Here is a 16,192-nt window from a genome sequence, read left to right as displayed (position 1 = left end):
TGATTTATGGGAGAGCAAGTCCTCGCGGCCGTGCGGACGGCGCCGGGCGCTACCGAGTTACGGCAGTTCTCGATGCCGAACCTTTCCGATGATGCCGCCCTGCTGAAGGTCGAAGTGGCCGGCATCTGCGGCACCGACGTCAAGATGTATGCGACACCGCCTTTCGACGACCCGGTGATCATGGGCCACGAGAATGTCGGCGTCATCGACCGCGCCGGCGAGAAGTTCAAGCAGCTGCACGGCGTCGAAGAGGGCGACCGCGTCTTCATCGAGCACTATGTCGGTTGCTTCAACTGTCAGTGGTGCCGGATCGGCGAGTATCGCCACTGCGAGGCCACCGACTGGCGCACCAACCCCGACGCCCGCCGGTACGGCTACACGTCGGCAAATAAGCCCGGCACGCTGTGGGGTGGATTCTCCGAGTACATGTACCTGCCGTGGAACGCGGTGGTGCACAAGGTTCCCGACGGGGTCACCGCAGAGCTAGCTGGACTGGTGACACCGCTGTCCAACGGCATTGAATGGGCATTGCTCGCCGCCGGGGTCGGGTACGCCGACACCGTCCTGATCCAAGGTCCCGGTCAGCAGGGGCTGTCCCAGGTGGTCGCCTGCAAGCAGGCCGGCGCGTCGAAGATCATCGTCACCGGGACGACACGGGACAAAGCACGCCTCGAACTCGCGATCAAGCTCGGCGCCGACGCGGTGATCGACATCCTCCAGGAAGATCCGCTCGAGCGGGTCATGGAGATCACCGGCGGCAAGGGCGTCGACTTCGTCCTCGATTGCACCTCGCGTGCCGGCGTCGGTCCGGTGCTGCTGGGAATCGAGGCCCTCAAGCGACGCGAGGGCACCCTGTTGATCCAAGGTGAGCTCGCCGCGTTCCCCGACTTCCCCGTCAAGAAACTCACCGAGAAGGCGATCACGATCAAGAGCGCCCGCGGCCACAGCTACCGTGCCTGCGAGCTCGCGCTCGAACAGCTCGCATCTGGAAGGTTCCCGCTCGAGCTGCTCAGCACCCACCGGTTCGGGCTGGACCAGGTCGATCATGCGATCCGGGTGCTCAGTGGTGAGACAGACGACGAGAACGTCATCCACATTTCCCTCATGCCCTGGCTCGGAAAGGAGTCCTGACATGTCAATCGTCGTTCAAAATCCGCGCCGACCAGATCCTGCCGTCCGCGACGCGTTCGCCGAGTTCGGCGTCGCCACCATCCACGAGGCCCAAGGACGCACAGGACTTCTCGCGTCCTACATGAACCCCATCTACGCCGGAGCCCGGGTGGCCGGTACCGCCGTCACCGTGAGCGTGGCACCGTGCGACAACTGGATGCTGCACGTGGCAGTCGAGCAATGCCAGGAGGGCGATGTCCTGGTGGTGGCGCCGACGTCCCCGTCGGATGCCGGGTACTTCGGGGAACTGCTGGCGACCGCGCTCGCAACACGAGGCGTTCGGGGCCTGGTGATCGACGCAGGGTGCCGCGACGTCGCCGAACTGACAGCGATGGGCTTTCCGGTCTGGTCGAAGTGCGTGTCCGCCGAGGGCACTGTCAAGGAGACGCTCGGGTCGGTGAACGTGCCGGTCGTGTGCGCAGGCCGCGTCATCAATCCCGGCGACGTGATCGTCGCCGACGACGACGGTGTGGTGGTCGTGCGCCGTGAAGCGGCCGACGAGGTGCTGGCCGCCTCACGATCTCGGGAGGAGAAAGAGGCCGCGTCGCGGGAGAGATACCGACGCGGTGAACTCAGCCTCGACGTCGGCAACATGAGAGAACGCTTGACGAGGAAGGGACTCAAATACGTCGAGCAGGAGGTACTGCCGGCGTGATCATCGATATCCATGGCCACTACACCACCACGCCGCCCGCCCACCAGGCATTCCGCGACAATCAGCTCGCCGCGTTGGCGAGCTCGTCGCAGCCGGTACCTTGGCCGGCGCAGATCAGTGACGACGCGATCCGCGAGAGCATCGAACACAACCAGCTCAAGATTCTGCGGGAACGCGGCGGAGACGTGATGCTGTTCTCACCGAAAGCCTCCGGGATGGAGCACCATGTTCCCGATCCCGATACGGCCACGGCGTGGGCGCGCGCATCGAACGACCTGGTGCACCGAGTCGGGGAGCTGTTTCCTGACACCTTCGTTCCGGTCGCCCAATTGCCTCAGACCCCGACAGGCCCACTCGACCCGGTGATCGCGGAGTTGCGGCGATGCGTCGAGGAACTGGGCTTCGTCGGGTGCAACCTCAACCCGGATCCGACCGGCGGGTACTGGACCTCCCCACCCATGACCGACGAATACTGGTACCCCCTGTATGAGGCACTGGTGGAACTGGAAGTGCCGGCCATGATTCATGTGTCGGCATCGTGCAACCCAAACTTCCACGCCCTCGGCGCGCACTACCTCAACGCCGACACCAGCGTCTTCATGCAACTCGTCCAGAAAGACCTGTTCGACCGCTTCCCGACGCTGAACTTCGTCATTCCTCACGGCGGCGGCGCGGTGCCGTACCACTGGGGCCGATACCGGGGTCTGGCGGCTCGGCTCGGTCGGCCGGACCCGAGCGAACTGCTGCGCAACGTCGTTTTCGATACATGCGTCTACCATCAGCCGGGAATCGATCTGCTGCACGAGGTCGTACCCGCGGACAACATCGTATTCGCGTCCGAAATGCTCGGCGCCGTGCGCGGGGCGGACCCGGCGACGGGTATCGAATGGGATGACACACTGCGCTACGTCGAGGGCACAGGGCTCGCAGAGGGTGACCGGCGAAAGGTCCTCGAACTCAACGCCCGGCGGGTATACCCCCGGCTCGACCGGCGCCTGGCGGCGGCGGGGCGGTGACCGTGGGACGTCTGCAACTGACCTTCGCGTGTGGGGACTACGACCGCACCCGAGCGCTCGAGGACGGCAGCGTCCGCGCAGACGGGATCGACCTGACGTACCTACAGCTCCCCGTCGAGGAAACATTCTTCCGAATGATGCGACACCGCGAGTTCGATGTGGCGGAGATGTCACTCTCAACCTATGTCGCCTCACTGGATTCGGGCCCCGCGCCGTTCGTGGCACTGCCCGTATTCACCTCGCGGATGTTCCGGCACGGGGGCATCTACGTGCATACCGATGCAGGCATCGACTCACCCGCAGACCTTCGCGGAAAGCTGGTGGGCACCCCGGAGTTCCAACTGACCGCCGGAGTATGGATCCGCGGAATACTCGCCGAGTACCACGGGGTGCCGGTCGATTCGGTCACGTACCTCACCGGCGGGCAGGAGTCACCCGGCCGCATCGAGAAATACGCGGTCGACACCGCGCTCGACGTTGTGCCAATCGCACCCGGCCACGCGCTGTCCGAGATGTTGGCCTCCGGGGACATCGATGCCCTCTACACCCCGCGCGTCCCGAGCTCGTTCCGACGCCGCGATCCACGGATTAAACGGCTGTTCCCGGATGTCGTTGCCGCCGAGAAGAATTACTACGCAACAACGGGCATCTTTCCGATCATGCACGTGGTAGTGATACGCCGCGACATCTACGAGCGCCATCCCTGGGCGGCGCAGTCGCTGTACAAGGCGTGTGTGCTCGCCCGTGACGACGCGTACGCCAGGATCGACGACTCCTCGGCCCTTCGATTTATGGAGCCCTGGCTGATCCAGCAACTCGAACAGACGCGGGAGCTACTCGGTCCGGACTACTGGTCGTACGGGCTGGAAGCGAACCGGAAGGCGCTCGACGTATTCCTTCGCTATCACCACGAGCAGGGACTGTCGTCACAACTACGACTACCGGAGGACTTGTTCGCTCCTGAGGCTGTTGAGTCGTTCGTGATCTGAGTCCGGCAGCCAGAAAGTAACACTGCGGCTAGGGAGAATCAGCCAAAGCGCAATGCGCCGAACTATATTCGAGCACCACCCCGGCGACGCGGTCACCGATCCGGGGCCGCAACGGATCAAACCCAACAGAAGAATGCCCTACCGATGCTTCCCAAGCACCGTTCCAACCGTGCATAATGGTATTACATTAGTCCAATCGCGCGATGGTGCATGGTGAGGGCCGACACCACAGACAGCGAAGACGAGAGGTCGAACGTGCTCAAGCAAGAGATCAACGAGCTGCTCACGCAGACGGGACCCGGTACGCCGATGGGCGATCTGTACCGTCAGTATTGGATTCCGGCCATTCTTGCCGAGGAACTCCCGGAGAACGACTGCCCACCGGTTCGGGTGAAGCTGCTGTCCGAACGCATGGTCGCCTTCCGGGACAGCGAGGGCCGTTACGGACTCATCGACGAGTTCTGCGCCCACCGTGGCGCCTCGTTGTGGTTCGGCCGCAACGAGGGATCTGGCCTGCGGTGCCCGTACCACGGCTGGAAGTACGACGTGACCGGCCAGGCGGTCGAGGTGCCGTCCGAACCCGACAACAGCAACTTCTGTTCCCACGTCAAACTGACGTCGTACCCGCTGGTGAAAATCGGCGATCTCTTGTGGACCTACATGGGAGATCCTGACAAGCAGCCTCCGCTGCCCGAATTCGAGTTCGCCTTGGTGCCGCCGGATCAGACTTACACCTCCAAGCGGTGGCAGGAGTGCAACTGGCTGCAGGCATTCGAGGGCGGTATCGATTCGAGCCACGTGTCGTTCCTGCACTCGGGTGGCCTCAAGTCCGACCCCTTGTTCAAGGGCACCAAGGGCAACGAGTACAACATGGGCGACCTCAAGCCGTTCTTCGAGGTAGCCGAGGCGGACGGCGGCCTGTTCGTCGGTGCTCGCCGCAACGCGGAGGAAGACACCTACTACTGGCGCATCACGCCGTGGGTGATGCCGTGTTTCACCATGGTTCCCCCGCGTGGTGATCACCCAGTCCACGGACACTTCTGGATCCCGATCGATGACGAGAACTGCTGGGCGTACTCGTTCGATTACCACCCGGTGCGTGCGCTCACCGCTGACGAGGTGCAGGCGATGAGGGACGGACACGGCATCCACAGCGAGAACGTCCCCGGCACTTACCGGCCGCTTCGGAACAAGGACAACGACTACTTGATGGACCGGGAGGCCCAAAAACGCGGCGACCCGTACTCGGGCGTGACGGGTATTGCGATCCAGGACTCGTCGCTGCAGGAAAGTATGGGCCCGATCGCCGATCGGACCAGGGAGATGCTGGTCTCCGCCGACACCGGCATCATCAAGGCCCGACAGAAGCTCCGTAAGGCCGCGCTCGCCCTGCGCGAGCAGGGAATCACGCCGCCCGGTGTCGACCCCGCCCACCACCACGTGCGGTCGGCTGCCGTGGTCCTGCCGCGCTCGGAGGCCTTCGCCGAGGCCTGCCGCGAGGATCTATCCGTGCGCCCAGGCGTGCCACAGACGTCGGTGTAAGGCATGACCACGATCCAGCCGATTCCGATGAGCAGTTGCGCCCGGGCCACTACCGCCCGGGAAATGCGCTTTCGGATCCAGCGGCCGATCGCGGGGCGTCGAGGGCCACGCATCGTGGCCCTCGACGCCGGCGCAGACGCCATCGTCCGCACCGTAGCCGCCCAACCGTGGGGCGCATCGCGGTTCTTCACCCTCGCCGCGCCTGTTCCGTCGACGGTGGCGGGCGGATCCGAGTCGATCCTGCTGCAGGACAGCGACGGCCAGTCGGCACACCTTCGCGACGAACTCGCCGATGCCGACGTCGTCATCATGATCGGCACGGTCGACAGCGATGACAACGCGGCCGCCCTCATCGGCGCGGCGTGTTCGGTACGCGGCATCACGACCGCCGGACTGATCGTCGGTGACCCCAGCGAGGTCGGCGCCACGGTCACCCACCTACGCCCTTACGCGCGGGTGCTGATGACCACCACCGACGAGCAGGACGTTGCCGAAGTATTGACGGCATTGCGGGCCTGAGATGGCACCCTAAAAGGAGAACTTCGATGAACAACAAAGTCAGCCTGACGGACCTCCAGGCGATGAAACGCGATGGCCGCAAGATCGTCGGCGTGGTGGCATGGGACTACCAGATCGCCCGGATCGTCGATCGCGCCGGCGTCGACATCGTCTCGGTGGGCGACACCGTCGGCGTCAACCTGTGGGGACAGTCGAATCCCCTCGAAATCACGATGGATCAGATGATCGTGGTCTGCCAGGCGGTCCGGCGGGGGGTCAGCACCGCCCTTTTGAGCTGCGACTTCCCCTTCGGCCCGCTGCAGGAAGGCCCGGACGCCGCGGTGCGGGCAGCGATTCGTCTGGTCAAGGAGGCCGGTGTCGACCTCGTGAAACTCGACGGAGCGTCGGACCACCTGGACGCCGTCGCAGCGGTGGTCCGCGCTGGAATTCCGGTGTTCGCGCAATTCGGCATCACCCCACAGACTGCGCTCAAGTACGGCGTCACCTACAGCGCAACACCGAAGCCTGGTGACGAGGTTCCGGTCGAGATGCTCGACGAGTTGGTCGACGAAGCCAAACGCCTCGAAGGGGCTGGTGCCTCTCTGCTCAATTTCACCAACTCGGGTCCTGTTGTCGGTGCCGCGGTGGCCGAGGCCGTGTCGATACCTGTGATCGGGGGCTTCGGTGGTGGCCCGTGGCTCGATGGACGCGTGCGGATGGCCACGGCTGCAATCGGTTACAGCGCAGAGGGTCTGGATCATCCGCCCACGACGTACGCCAACGTCGCCCAGATCGCCTACGACGCGATTTCCACCTACGTCGAGGATGTCCGATCGGCGCGGCAGATCGCCGGCGGTCTGCAGGTCGTCCCGGCCTGATCGACCCCACCGCTGGCTTCACGGTTGGCGGACTTCGGCCGGGAACGGCCATGGGAACGGAGAGTGACATGCTTACCGATACCGACGGTGCAGTCTCGGAATCATCGACGATCCTGGCGGACGGCATCCCCACGAGATATCAGCTGACCGGCTCCGGCCCGCCGCTGTTGATGTTCTCACCCGGCGGATTCAATGCAGCATTGGAGAACTGGCAGACGCACGGCATCTACCGCCGCACCGACATGCTCGCCCAACTGAGTGAGCACTTCACCTGCATCACCTTCGACAAGCGTGAGTCGGGCCGATCCGGTGGTCGTATCGAGCAGGTGACCTGGCGGGACTACGCACGCCAGGGTCTGGATCTGATCGACGGCCTCGGCTACGACCGGGTGCACCTGATGGGAGGGTGCATCGGATGTTCGATCGCCGCGGTGTTCGCGATGGCGTACCCGGAGCGGGTGGCGCGGATGGTGCTGTATTCGCCCGCCGGCGGTGTTCAGTACCGAATGAAGCAACACGCTCGTTTCACCACCCACCTGGCATACGTGGAGACGTATGGGTTGGACCAGGTCGTGCAGCGCGCGGTGGAGACCGACGACGGGTTCTCGGAGGATCCCCGTGTCGGGCCGTGGGCGACGGTGGTTCGTACCGACCAGGACTTCGCGAAACGCTATGCACAGTTCGATCCCGAGCGGTACGCGACGATCGTCACCGGCATGAGCAGAACACTTTTCGACCGTGACACCGTCCCCGGTCCCGAGCCGGAGCATTTGCTGGTGATGGATACCCCCGCGCTGATCGTGCCGGGACAGGACTCCTCCCATGCGCCCTCAGCGGCACACTACTTACGGGAGTGCCTGCCGGAGGCCGACTACTGGGACGCCCCCGTGGTCGCCCAGACCGCGAAGACCGCCCCCGCCCGTGTAGCCGATTTCCTGCTGTCCGAGTGATCTCGGGCCGCCGATGACAACAGTCAGACGGCCGCGGATCACCTCCAGCCCGGCACGGTCCGGACCGCCTCGAAACGGATGCTCTCATCGGGGCGGTCCGGATCGTGCTACTTGCCCTTCGCGACGTGCCGGGCCGTGCGCGCAATGTGAGTGCGCATGACCGCCGTTGCTTTGTCCGTGTCACGCTTGCTTACCGCGGCAACGAACTGACGATGCTCCTTGTTGCCCCGGACTCCCATCTCCGGATGCTCTTCCTTCACCTGTTCGAGCGAGCGGCGAGTGGGACCCTGAAATGAGTCGGCGAGCATCACAATGGCCGCATTGTGGGTTGCCCGAGCGACACGGCTGTGGAACTCCGCGGACAACGACATCGGATACGACCCATCAGCAAGTGCCGCGTCACCTCGGTCGCAGATCTCGAGCAGCTCGGCGATGTCCTGCTCGTCTGCACGCTCACACACCAGTGGGATGATCCCCAGCTCGAACACCTGCCGCGCCTCGGTCACCTCCGCGGGCGTCAACATCGACATCGCCAGCAGATCGACAATGCCCTCCCCGACCTGCGCACTGGTCGGGGCGGTCACGAAGGCTCCGCCCCCTGCACCTACCTTGATGGTGACCAACCCGCTCGCTTCCAGTCCGCGCAGTGCCTCACGTACCGAGACCCGGCTCACGCCGAATTTCTCCCCGAGGTCCCTCTCGGACGGCAGCCGTTCCCCAGGCTTCACCTGACCCTCTCGAATCAGCAACCGGATCTGATCCACGATCATCCCCGAGACACGGCCAGGGGTGATCCGGTGGTACAAGTCGCCGCTGCCGTCCGAAGTCGGCGGCGCAGCCTGTGTGCTCTGTGACGTCATGGACTAATGATAATGCCTTTTAGACGCTGGTGGTGCGTCCCGGGATGTCGGGGGACGTGTCACGATCGCCGCCGACTCGCACAGACCGAGGCGCGAGGGCCGCGGGCACTCCACTCCGCACCTCATCGGCCGCCTTGGCGAGCAACCTCGGCAATTCCCTCGGCGGCACGTTCTGGATCGAGATACACACCCCCGCGCACCAGGGGGGTCAGTGCGTCGTCGAGGTCGTAGCGCAGGGGGACGCCAGTGGGGACATTGAGTGCCTGTACTTCGTCCGGCGAAAGCCCATCCAGATGCGTGCAGAACGCGCGGATCGAATTACCATGCGAGACAACCAATGTGATTCTTCCAGCAGCAAGGTCGCCGGCGATCGCGTCCTGCCAGTACGGCACGAGTCGCCGGCGTACATCGGCGAGTGACTCGGCTGCAGGCAACTCGCGTGGAGGAAGGGCGGCGTACCTGGGGTCGTGCCGTGGGTGGTTCGGGTCGTCGAAGCTCACAGCGGGTGGGGCGAGGTCGTACGACCGGCGCCAACGCGTGAACAATGCGTCGCCGAACTCCTCGCGTACGGCGGTACGCGAGTGACCCTGGAGCACACCGTAGTGCCGTTCGTTGAGCCGCCAGCTGCGACGAATAGGTGGTGTGGCACCGCCGACGGCGTCCAGGGCAATGCGAGCTGTGTCGAGCGCGCGCGTCAGCAGCGACGCGTGAACAGTCTCGGGGATCAGCCCTGCCGCTGCAAGGAGCGCTCCGGCCGTGCGGGCTTCCGCTTCTCCTCGATCGGTCAGTGGGGAGTCGAGCCACCCACCGAACGCGTCATCGGCATTGGCGGAACTCTGTCCGTGACGCAGGAGGATGAGGGTGTGTGGCGAGAGCTTGTCGCGCAAGGGAATGCACCTTCGCAAGCGGGGAAGTGGGTCGCACGCAGCGGACGCCGGTGCGTAACCTGATTATGGCATGATGGTAACACCAATTACGCCGCCGCGCGCCTATCGCCAGGTGTTCGAAGTCGGCTAAGGTATGATGTTAGTCCAATAGACCGAGGCGCTCGGCGCCGGCGGCTGAACTCACCTGACGGGCAGTCTGGTCCGTCATCCAAGATTAGGGAGGGCGTCATGCCCAAAGTTGTCTTCCTAACAACCGATGGCTCCCAGCGCGTTGCCGATGCCCAGGTCGGGGACTCGGTGATGTCGGTCGCTGTGCGGAACGGCATCCCGGGGATCATCGCCGAATGCGGCGGCAACTGCAGCTGCGCAACATGCCACGTATACGTGAGCGACGCGTGGCTTCAGGCGGTAGGCGGGCCGGACGACATGGAAGAGGACCTTCTCGATATGGGCGTCACCGACCGACGCGACGGTAGCCGCCTCTCCTGCCAGATTCGGATGACCGAGGAATTCGACGAACTCACCGTTCAGATCCCGACGGTGCAGCCATGACCACGGAAGACTCCGCCGCAGGAACCCTAATCGTCGGGGCGAACCAAGCGGGCGTGCAACTTGCCGTCGCACTTCGTGAGGCAGGAGACGCCGCTCCCATCACACTGATCGGAGCGGAGCCACATCATCCATACCAGCGCCCGCCGTTGTCGAAGGCATTCCTGCAGGGCAAACTCGGCCTCGACGCGTTGGCGTTCCGCCCGCCCGCCTTCTTTACCGACAACGACATCACAATCGTCTGTGCGGAGCGGGTAGAGAGCATTGGTCTCGACGACGACGGCCACGCCGGATCCGGGACCGCCACGACCGAGAGCGGGCGGGTCGTTTCCTTCGACCGGCTCGCACTGACAGTGGGTGCGCGAACCCGTCGTCTCACACTTCCCGGCGCCGACCTCGATCGGGTCACCTATATGCGCACCGCAGACGATGCACATCGAGTCCGCGAGCACCTGTCCGGTTCCGAGTCCGTCGTCGTGATCGGTGGCGGTTTCATCGGCCTCGAAGCCGCAGCCGTGGCCCGTGCGCACGGAAAGGCGGTGACGGTGGTCGAAGCGGCGGACCGGCTGATCGCTCGTTCCGTGTCACCACTGGTCTCGGAGTTCTATCGGGCGGCGCATATTCGGCGCGGTGTGGATATCCGGTTGGGCGCCGGAGTCGCAGCACTGCACGGCACCGAGGGACGGGTGCGGGCCGTCGAACTGACCGACGGTACGCGCATCCCGGCCGATCTCGTTGTCGTTGGCGTCGGTATCGCCCCTCGCACCGAGCTGGCCGAGCAACTGGGACTCGACTGTGAAGGTGGCATCGTCGTCGACCACTACGCCCGCACGAGTAACCCGGCGATCGTCGCCGCCGGTGATTGCGCGGTGATGCCGAACCCGCTCACCGGTCAGGGCCGGGTCCGACTCGAATCGGTGCAGAACGCGGTGAGCCAGGCAAAAGTCGCTGCTGCGACGCTAGTGGGTCGACTCGAGCCGTATACGGCGGTGCCCTGGTTCTGGTCTGACCAATACGAACTGAAACTCCAGATCGCCGGGCTCTCCGCGGGCTACGACCATCAGGTGGTGCGCGGCGACCCCACCAGCGAGGCGTTCTCGGTGCTCTACTACCGAGACGATTCGCTGCTGGCCGTAGACGCGGTCAACGCCGGCGCGGACTACATGGCCGTGCGCAAGGCACTGACTCAGGGTGCGACGATTCCCGCTGCCAACGCCGGGAACCCCGCGGTCGCATTGCGAAACCTGATCACCCCGAACTCCGTTCGGTCCTAGGGGCCGTTCCCGCACACAGCGATCGTCGGCGCCCCTACCTCGGGGGTTCACGCGCGGCCCTAGCCGAAACGCGGAAGCTCAAGCACTGGCCGAGTTCGCGGAGCAGATGTGAGGGCCTGGGGGCGGCGGAGCACGACCCCGGCACCGCCGCAGGTTCCCCCTCCTTCGGCCGGTGGTGCCGCGACCGGGCGACATCGTGTGCTCATACCAACCACACGAGATCGCTCCCAGCGCGTATACCTGCGGCTCGGCGACGCCGTGCAGACCGCCGGCCCGCTGTCGGCTGACTCCTGCCAATGGCACCTCACACAGCGAGATCCTCGGCCTCCGTCACGCATGTCTCGGAGTACACCCTCGCCCCGTTTCGGAGGACGGCGAGATGGCCCCGACGGAATGAAGCACGCCGAGTCAGGGAACGGTGTGCGGGATGCGGTTAAGACTGCCCCAAAGGCTAAATCTAACTAAGAACCTTTGAAACTTTCCGGGTAGAGCTTCCTGCACCCGCCGAACATGCCGCGGCGCGCCGTAAATGGTCCTATTTTGCCTGATCAGTGCCATTATGGCCGTCATTGTCGCCGGAAGTGCGGGGGCGATTCAAGGCTTCGGAGACTATCTGCACGGCAGATATGGCAGCCAGAATGCTTGGCAAGTGGGCCATAGAGGGTGTTTACTGTGATGCAGGTCATGAAGACGAGCGGTACTCCGTTCGTCGAGTTCGTGACTGCGTACTGATTTGGCCGAATCCGGCCGATGCCTCTCCAGGAGATTTGATGACCGAGACCCCTCAGGCCGACTCCGAGACTTTTGTCGACCTCTACACCCGCAACGGATTCGCAGGAGCCACAGGGACGATCATTCGTTCCCACTACGCCCCGCCCTACGCCCGGATCAAGGGCGAGTATGCGCCACGCCGGCTGGACGTCGCCACTTCGGACGCGCTGTTCGAAAGTGCGGGCGAGCTGCCCGTGGCGGTACTCGAGGGCGATGGTGTCAGCATCGAACTAGCCTTTCGCTCCAAGCCGTCCTTCGCTGCGGTCCGGAATGTCTTCGCCGACGAAATCCACTACATTCTCGAAGGATCGGGGCGGCTCGAAACCGACTTCGGTGTTCTCGAGGTAAACGCCGGTGACTTCATCCTGCTGCCTCGGGCGGTGACGTACCGATTCGCCGCCATAACCTCCCCGATCCGCGAGATCCTGGTGGTTACTTCGTCGGAGATGGTGCTGGACCCGCAGCCCGCGATCGCACTCGACACCGACAAGCACGTCGATATCCCCATCCCGGATCCCACCCGCCGCAGCAAGGGGGAGTACCAGATCATCATTCGGCACGGAGCCGAGTTCACGACGTACTTCTTCGAGGACGACCCCATGCCGTGCGTCGAAACGGACGGAGCACAGATCGTCCGACGGTTCTCATTCGAGAACGTTCCCTATCTGACGTTCGAACAGACCGGCCCATTCCCTCCGAAGCTGTTCGACGACAGCACGACGAATGTCCTGCTGTTCAACCTCAGCAACCGCAAGAGTCCGCGCCCGCCGGTCCATCACAACGCGGACTACGACGAGTTGGTCTTCTACGTCGCCGGCCCCGGCCATTACGGACTCGTGGACAAGCCCGGCACGATCATGTGGACCCCCAAGGGCATCGTCCACCACGGACCCAGTGAAGACGTTCCCGATGGGTACAAGGCCTTCCTCGTCGAGACCCGTTCTTCCATGCGCATCACCCCTGCGGGGAAAACCATTGCCGCGCTTATGGAGACCGGACTGTTCGGGATTTTCGACAACGAAGAGTCCTGATCATCCCGCCGCAGCGGGGCCGTCCGCGATCGGCGGCGTGCGTCATCCCAAATACCTGTGAAGGACCCTCATGACCAACACCAGTACGTCGTCGTCTGTTGTCTACGACGACTTCAGCGGACCCGAGCTCGACACCGCCAAATGGACCTTCCTCGAGTACCCGTTCCCGAACGTGCATCTCTGCGCGGAACCGAACGCCCAGGTCGCCGTTGGCAACGGTGCCTACTCGGTACGCATTGAGCGTTTCGAGAACGAGCACGGCGTCCAGATCATCGACAATCCCAAGCACCTCGTGTACTCGAAGACCACGTTCCCGCTGCCCGATCACGGAGTCGCCAGCTTCTCGGTGAAGATGGCCGCCCAGGGTATCGGCACTGCGCCCTTCGACTACCGCGACGGGTTCGCCGCTTTCAACGTTCTCGACCTCGTCAATGGATGGGTTTTCGATCTGGCCGCTTCGTCCGAGCACATCTTTGCTATCCACGAGCGCCTGCACCTGCCCGGAGTGCACAACCCGTTCACCCATTGCGTCGAGGCACCACTCAGTGGTCTTGACAGCACCCCCGGACGCGAACACACCTACACGATAAGCCTGGACACGGCGGCCGGTGCCGTGACCTGGGAGGTAGATGGTCGAACGGTCTACCATCTACCTGGGGCGATACTCCCGTCACAGGTTCAGGTCGGTTTCGGGATCTTCACCCTGCATCCGGTCGTCAACGAACGCAGCGTCTCCCTCCACGGGCAGGGCTTCGACGTCACCTGGCGTGATCTGCGGATTGACATGACCGGTACCGCACGATAGGAATCCCACACGGTGGGGGCATCTCGATCACCATCAAGACGAGAGAGGGGCACCCAATGACCCGGTTCCAAGCCACGCCGACTCGACAGGCACGACTGTATGAGGACGTTGCCGATCAACTTCGCGAAGCCGTCCTGACCGGGCAGTTCAAAACTGGTGACAAGTTGCCCACCGAAACGGAGTTGGCCGCACAGTTCGGTGTCAGCAGAGCTGTGGTTCGCCAGGCGACACTCAACCTTGAGCATGAAGGCCTGGTAACGGTGCTGGTCGGCGCGAGTGGAGGGACCTTCGTCCGCGCACCCGACCCGCTACCGCTTCTCCGCGCGCTGGAGAACCACTTTCGGCACCGGGGGGTCTCCCTCGATGACTTCTTGCAAGCGAAGCGGATCCTCGAACCCAGCGTGCTCGGGGAGATAGTGCGTTTCAGCGACCGCGGGCACCGGGCGAAACTGCAGGAGAACATCGACCGATTCGAAGCGGCGATCGACGGGGGAGTCTCGCCGGAGGAGCTGCTGACGTTGTCCCTCGACTTCCACGACATTCTGATCGAGGCAACCGGAAATCCGGTCCTGCAGGTGCTCCTCGTCGCACTCGTCCGGATGGGGGAGCGGGTCCCGGAGTTCACGCAGATTCATATCCACAACCAGGACTGGAAACACATCCTGGCCGAACACCGAGCGATCCTGGCCACCCTCGAGGACAACAACCTGCGCGAGTTCCGGACTCTCATGCTCGAACACCTCGAGTCGGTCCAACACCTCTACGGCGATCCTGAGGCTCAGCGGGACAGTGATCAAGGCGGCAAGACCCAATACGCCTAACCTTCCCTTTATCTGCACAGAGGGTACTCTCTCTGTTATGCAGAATGATGAGCGTCGTCAACGTGGCACGGCGGAGGCCGAGCTGCCCACCGATTCGATCGCTCCCCAATATCCGATCGAATCGGTGGACAACGCCTTGAAGCTGGTTTTGCTCCTGGGGGAGCAATCCGAGATCCGGATGACCGAGGCGAGCCGGTACCTCGGCGTCGCCTCGTCGACCGCGCACCGGTTGCTCTCGATGCTGCAGTACCGCGGGTTCGTCCGGCAGGACCCCGTGTCGAAGGCCTACCGGTCCGGGCCGGCTCTGACAGGTGTCGCGTTCGCCATCTTCAGCCGTATCGACATCCAAGGCACCGCCACCCCCATCTTGCGGGAACTCAGCGAACGCCTGCGAGAAACGGTGCACGTCGGAATGCTCGACGGGGCTAGCACCCGGTTTGTCGCAGCGGTCGAGAGCCCGGCGGCGGTGCGAGTGGCCACTCGCCTGGGCCGCACGACGCCAGCGCATTGCACCTCGACGGGAAAGGTGATGCTTGCGAGGCTGTCCGAAACGGAGCTGCATCAGCTCTTCCCCGTCGAGGAATTGGAACGCATCACCCCGCACTCGATCGGTAGCAGAACCGAGCTCGCGGCCGAACTCGCTCGAGTCCGTGAACTCGGCTACGCCACAAACCGGGAGGAAAGCGAAGAAGGCGTCGCGTCGGTGGCGGTGCCAATTCCCACCCGTGCGCCCGGACTTCGACTGGCACTCAATGCCTCAGCCCCTCAATATCGCCTGAGCAAGTCGCAATATCCCCTGGTGGCCGCGATGCTCGTCGAGGCGGCCAAAGAGATCGGCGATCAGCTCGGATGACCGGGATTAAGGACGCGAGATGAACAACGATTCCACCTTCCCGGTGACCGTCGCCGTCGCGCGATACGCCAAACCTGCACACGGTGATGCGCTGGAGTCGTGGGCTCATGCCCTATGTACCTCGGCCCGCGACTTTCCCGGATTTCTCGGCTCGAATGTGCGGACCAGCGACCGCGGCGGGGCGGTGGAGATCGTTATTGGACTTAGCTTTTCACATCCGCAAGACCTGTCGGCATGGGAACAAAGCGAGCAGCGCGCCGGACACCTGCGCCACGGCGACGTCCTCACCGAGGGTTCGGACGTCGGCCTGACAGTCGATGACTTCCTCGGCAACGGCGCGTTCGGCTCACGACCCGGCCGCCCAGCTGTCGCCCCGGCCCGGTGGAAGACCGCCGTTGTGGTCTGGCTTGCGCTATACCCCGTGGCGACCCTGAGTAACTTCGCGCTTTCCCCGCATCTGCGTCAGCTGCCCGTCGCGATGGGCACCCTGATCACGACGCTGTTGCTAGTCCCCTTCGTCGTCTGGGTCGGTGTTCCCGCCGTTCACCGAGGCTGGAACCTCGTAAGCGCGCGCCGCCGCGCATAGCGATGGTTGCGCTTATCGATCGAGATGAGCACTGAAGTCGCATCTCCCGATTACGCA

At 64.0% G+C, this 16,192-nt stretch carries 17 protein-coding genes; 15 read left to right on the top strand and 2 right to left on the bottom strand.

Annotation, left to right across the window (positions count from 1 at the left end):
• Positions 1 to 6: 6 nt before the first annotated feature.
• The 8 genes from JVH1_RS38375 to JVH1_RS38340 all read left to right on the top strand — a co-directional run bounded on the left by JVH1_RS38375 (position 7) and on the right by JVH1_RS38340 (position 7,698).
• Positions 7 to 1,131 carry a zinc-binding dehydrogenase gene (locus JVH1_RS38375; RefSeq protein WP_009478494.1) on the top strand — a complete coding sequence of 375 codons (1,125 nt, stop codon included), beginning with the start codon at positions 7 to 9 and terminating at the stop codon, positions 1,129 to 1,131.
• Position 1,132: 1 nt separating this feature from the next.
• Positions 1,133 to 1,825, top strand: coding sequence for a 4-carboxy-4-hydroxy-2-oxoadipate aldolase/oxaloacetate decarboxylase (locus JVH1_RS38370; protein ID WP_009478493.1), 693 nt, complete (start codon positions 1,133 to 1,135; stop codon positions 1,823 to 1,825).
• Entirely contained in the window at positions 1,822 to 2,841 is a 1,020-nt protein-coding gene (locus JVH1_RS38365; RefSeq protein WP_009478492.1) for an amidohydrolase family protein, read from the top strand. Before JVH1_RS38370 ends, JVH1_RS38365 begins: the two co-directional genes overlap by 4 nt.
• 2 nt (positions 2,842 to 2,843) lie before the next feature.
• Positions 2,844 to 3,830 carry a 4,5-dihydroxyphthalate decarboxylase gene (locus JVH1_RS38360; protein ID WP_009478491.1) on the top strand — a complete coding sequence of 329 codons (987 nt, stop codon included), beginning with the start codon at positions 2,844 to 2,846 and terminating at the stop codon, positions 3,828 to 3,830.
• 255 nt (positions 3,831 to 4,085) lie between these two features.
• Positions 4,086 to 5,372 (top strand): Rieske 2Fe-2S domain-containing protein, encoded by a 1,287-nt coding sequence (locus tag JVH1_RS38355; RefSeq protein WP_043781376.1) that lies wholly within the window; start codon positions 4,086 to 4,088, stop codon positions 5,370 to 5,372.
• Between the two features lie 3 nt (positions 5,373 to 5,375).
• Positions 5,376 to 5,891 carry a hypothetical protein gene (locus JVH1_RS38350; RefSeq protein WP_043781317.1) on the top strand — a complete coding sequence of 172 codons (516 nt, stop codon included), beginning with the start codon at positions 5,376 to 5,378 and terminating at the stop codon, positions 5,889 to 5,891.
• Between the two features lie 26 nt (positions 5,892 to 5,917).
• On the top strand, positions 5,918 to 6,748 hold the full coding sequence (locus JVH1_RS38345) for a 3-methyl-2-oxobutanoate hydroxymethyltransferase (protein WP_009478487.1): 831 nt from the start codon (positions 5,918 to 5,920) through the stop codon (positions 6,746 to 6,748).
• A 68-nt stretch (positions 6,749 to 6,816) separates the two neighbouring features.
• Entirely contained in the window at positions 6,817 to 7,698 is an 882-nt protein-coding gene (locus JVH1_RS38340) for an alpha/beta fold hydrolase (protein WP_009478486.1), read from the top strand.
• A 107-nt stretch (positions 7,699 to 7,805) separates the two neighbouring features.
• On the opposite strand, the gene JVH1_RS38335 is transcribed toward JVH1_RS38340, so the two are convergent.
• Together JVH1_RS38335 and JVH1_RS38330 are read right to left on the bottom strand one after the other, a co-directional pair.
• Positions 7,806 to 8,558, bottom strand: a complete 753-nt coding sequence (locus JVH1_RS38335; protein ID WP_009478485.1) for a FadR/GntR family transcriptional regulator — start codon at positions 8,556 to 8,558, stop codon at positions 7,806 to 7,808.
• Positions 8,559 to 8,680: 122 nt separating this feature from the next.
• Positions 8,681 to 9,445 carry a 2,3-diphosphoglycerate-dependent phosphoglycerate mutase gene (locus JVH1_RS38330; protein ID WP_009478483.1) on the bottom strand — a complete coding sequence of 255 codons (765 nt, stop codon included), beginning with the start codon at positions 9,443 to 9,445 and terminating at the stop codon, positions 8,681 to 8,683.
• Positions 9,446 to 9,673: 228 nt separating this feature from the next.
• On the opposite strand from JVH1_RS38330, the gene JVH1_RS38325 reads away from it, so the two are divergent.
• From JVH1_RS38325 to JVH1_RS38295, 7 genes are all read left to right on the top strand, one after another.
• Complete coding sequence (locus JVH1_RS38325; RefSeq protein ID WP_043781315.1) at positions 9,674 to 9,997, top strand: 2Fe-2S iron-sulfur cluster-binding protein; 324 nt, start codon at positions 9,674 to 9,676, stop codon at positions 9,995 to 9,997.
• Entirely contained in the window at positions 9,994 to 11,268 is a 1,275-nt protein-coding gene (locus tag JVH1_RS38320) for an NAD(P)/FAD-dependent oxidoreductase (RefSeq protein WP_009478481.1), read from the top strand. The genes JVH1_RS38325 and JVH1_RS38320 overlap by 4 nt, the downstream gene beginning before the upstream one ends.
• Before the next feature lie 569 nt (positions 11,269 to 11,837).
• The gene (locus JVH1_RS38315; protein ID WP_371113114.1) at positions 11,838 to 13,070 is read left to right on the top strand and encodes a homogentisate 1,2-dioxygenase; all 1,233 of its coding nucleotides are present in this window, start codon (positions 11,838 to 11,840) and stop codon (positions 13,068 to 13,070) included.
• A gap of 70 nt (positions 13,071 to 13,140) precedes the next feature.
• Positions 13,141 to 13,875, top strand: coding sequence for a DUF6081 family protein (locus JVH1_RS38310; protein WP_009478479.1), 735 nt, complete (start codon positions 13,141 to 13,143; stop codon positions 13,873 to 13,875).
• 56 nt (positions 13,876 to 13,931) lie between these two features.
• Entirely contained in the window at positions 13,932 to 14,696 is a 765-nt protein-coding gene (locus JVH1_RS38305; protein WP_009478478.1) for a FadR/GntR family transcriptional regulator, read from the top strand.
• A gap of 37 nt (positions 14,697 to 14,733) precedes the next feature.
• Entirely contained in the window at positions 14,734 to 15,549 is an 816-nt protein-coding gene (locus tag JVH1_RS38300) for an IclR family transcriptional regulator (RefSeq protein ID WP_009478477.1), read from the top strand.
• Positions 15,550 to 15,568: 19 nt separating this feature from the next.
• Positions 15,569 to 16,135 (top strand): hypothetical protein, encoded by a 567-nt coding sequence (locus JVH1_RS38295; RefSeq protein ID WP_009478476.1) that lies wholly within the window; start codon positions 15,569 to 15,571, stop codon positions 16,133 to 16,135.
• Positions 16,136 to 16,192 lie beyond the last annotated feature (57 nt).

It is taken from the genome of Rhodococcus sp. JVH1 (assembly GCF_000280725.2).
Classification (GTDB): Bacteria; Actinomycetota; Actinomycetes; order Mycobacteriales; family Mycobacteriaceae; genus Rhodococcus_F; species Rhodococcus_F jostii_A.
Note: the sequence above shows the minus strand (reverse complement) of the source record. Positions and strands in the feature narration are given on the sequence as shown.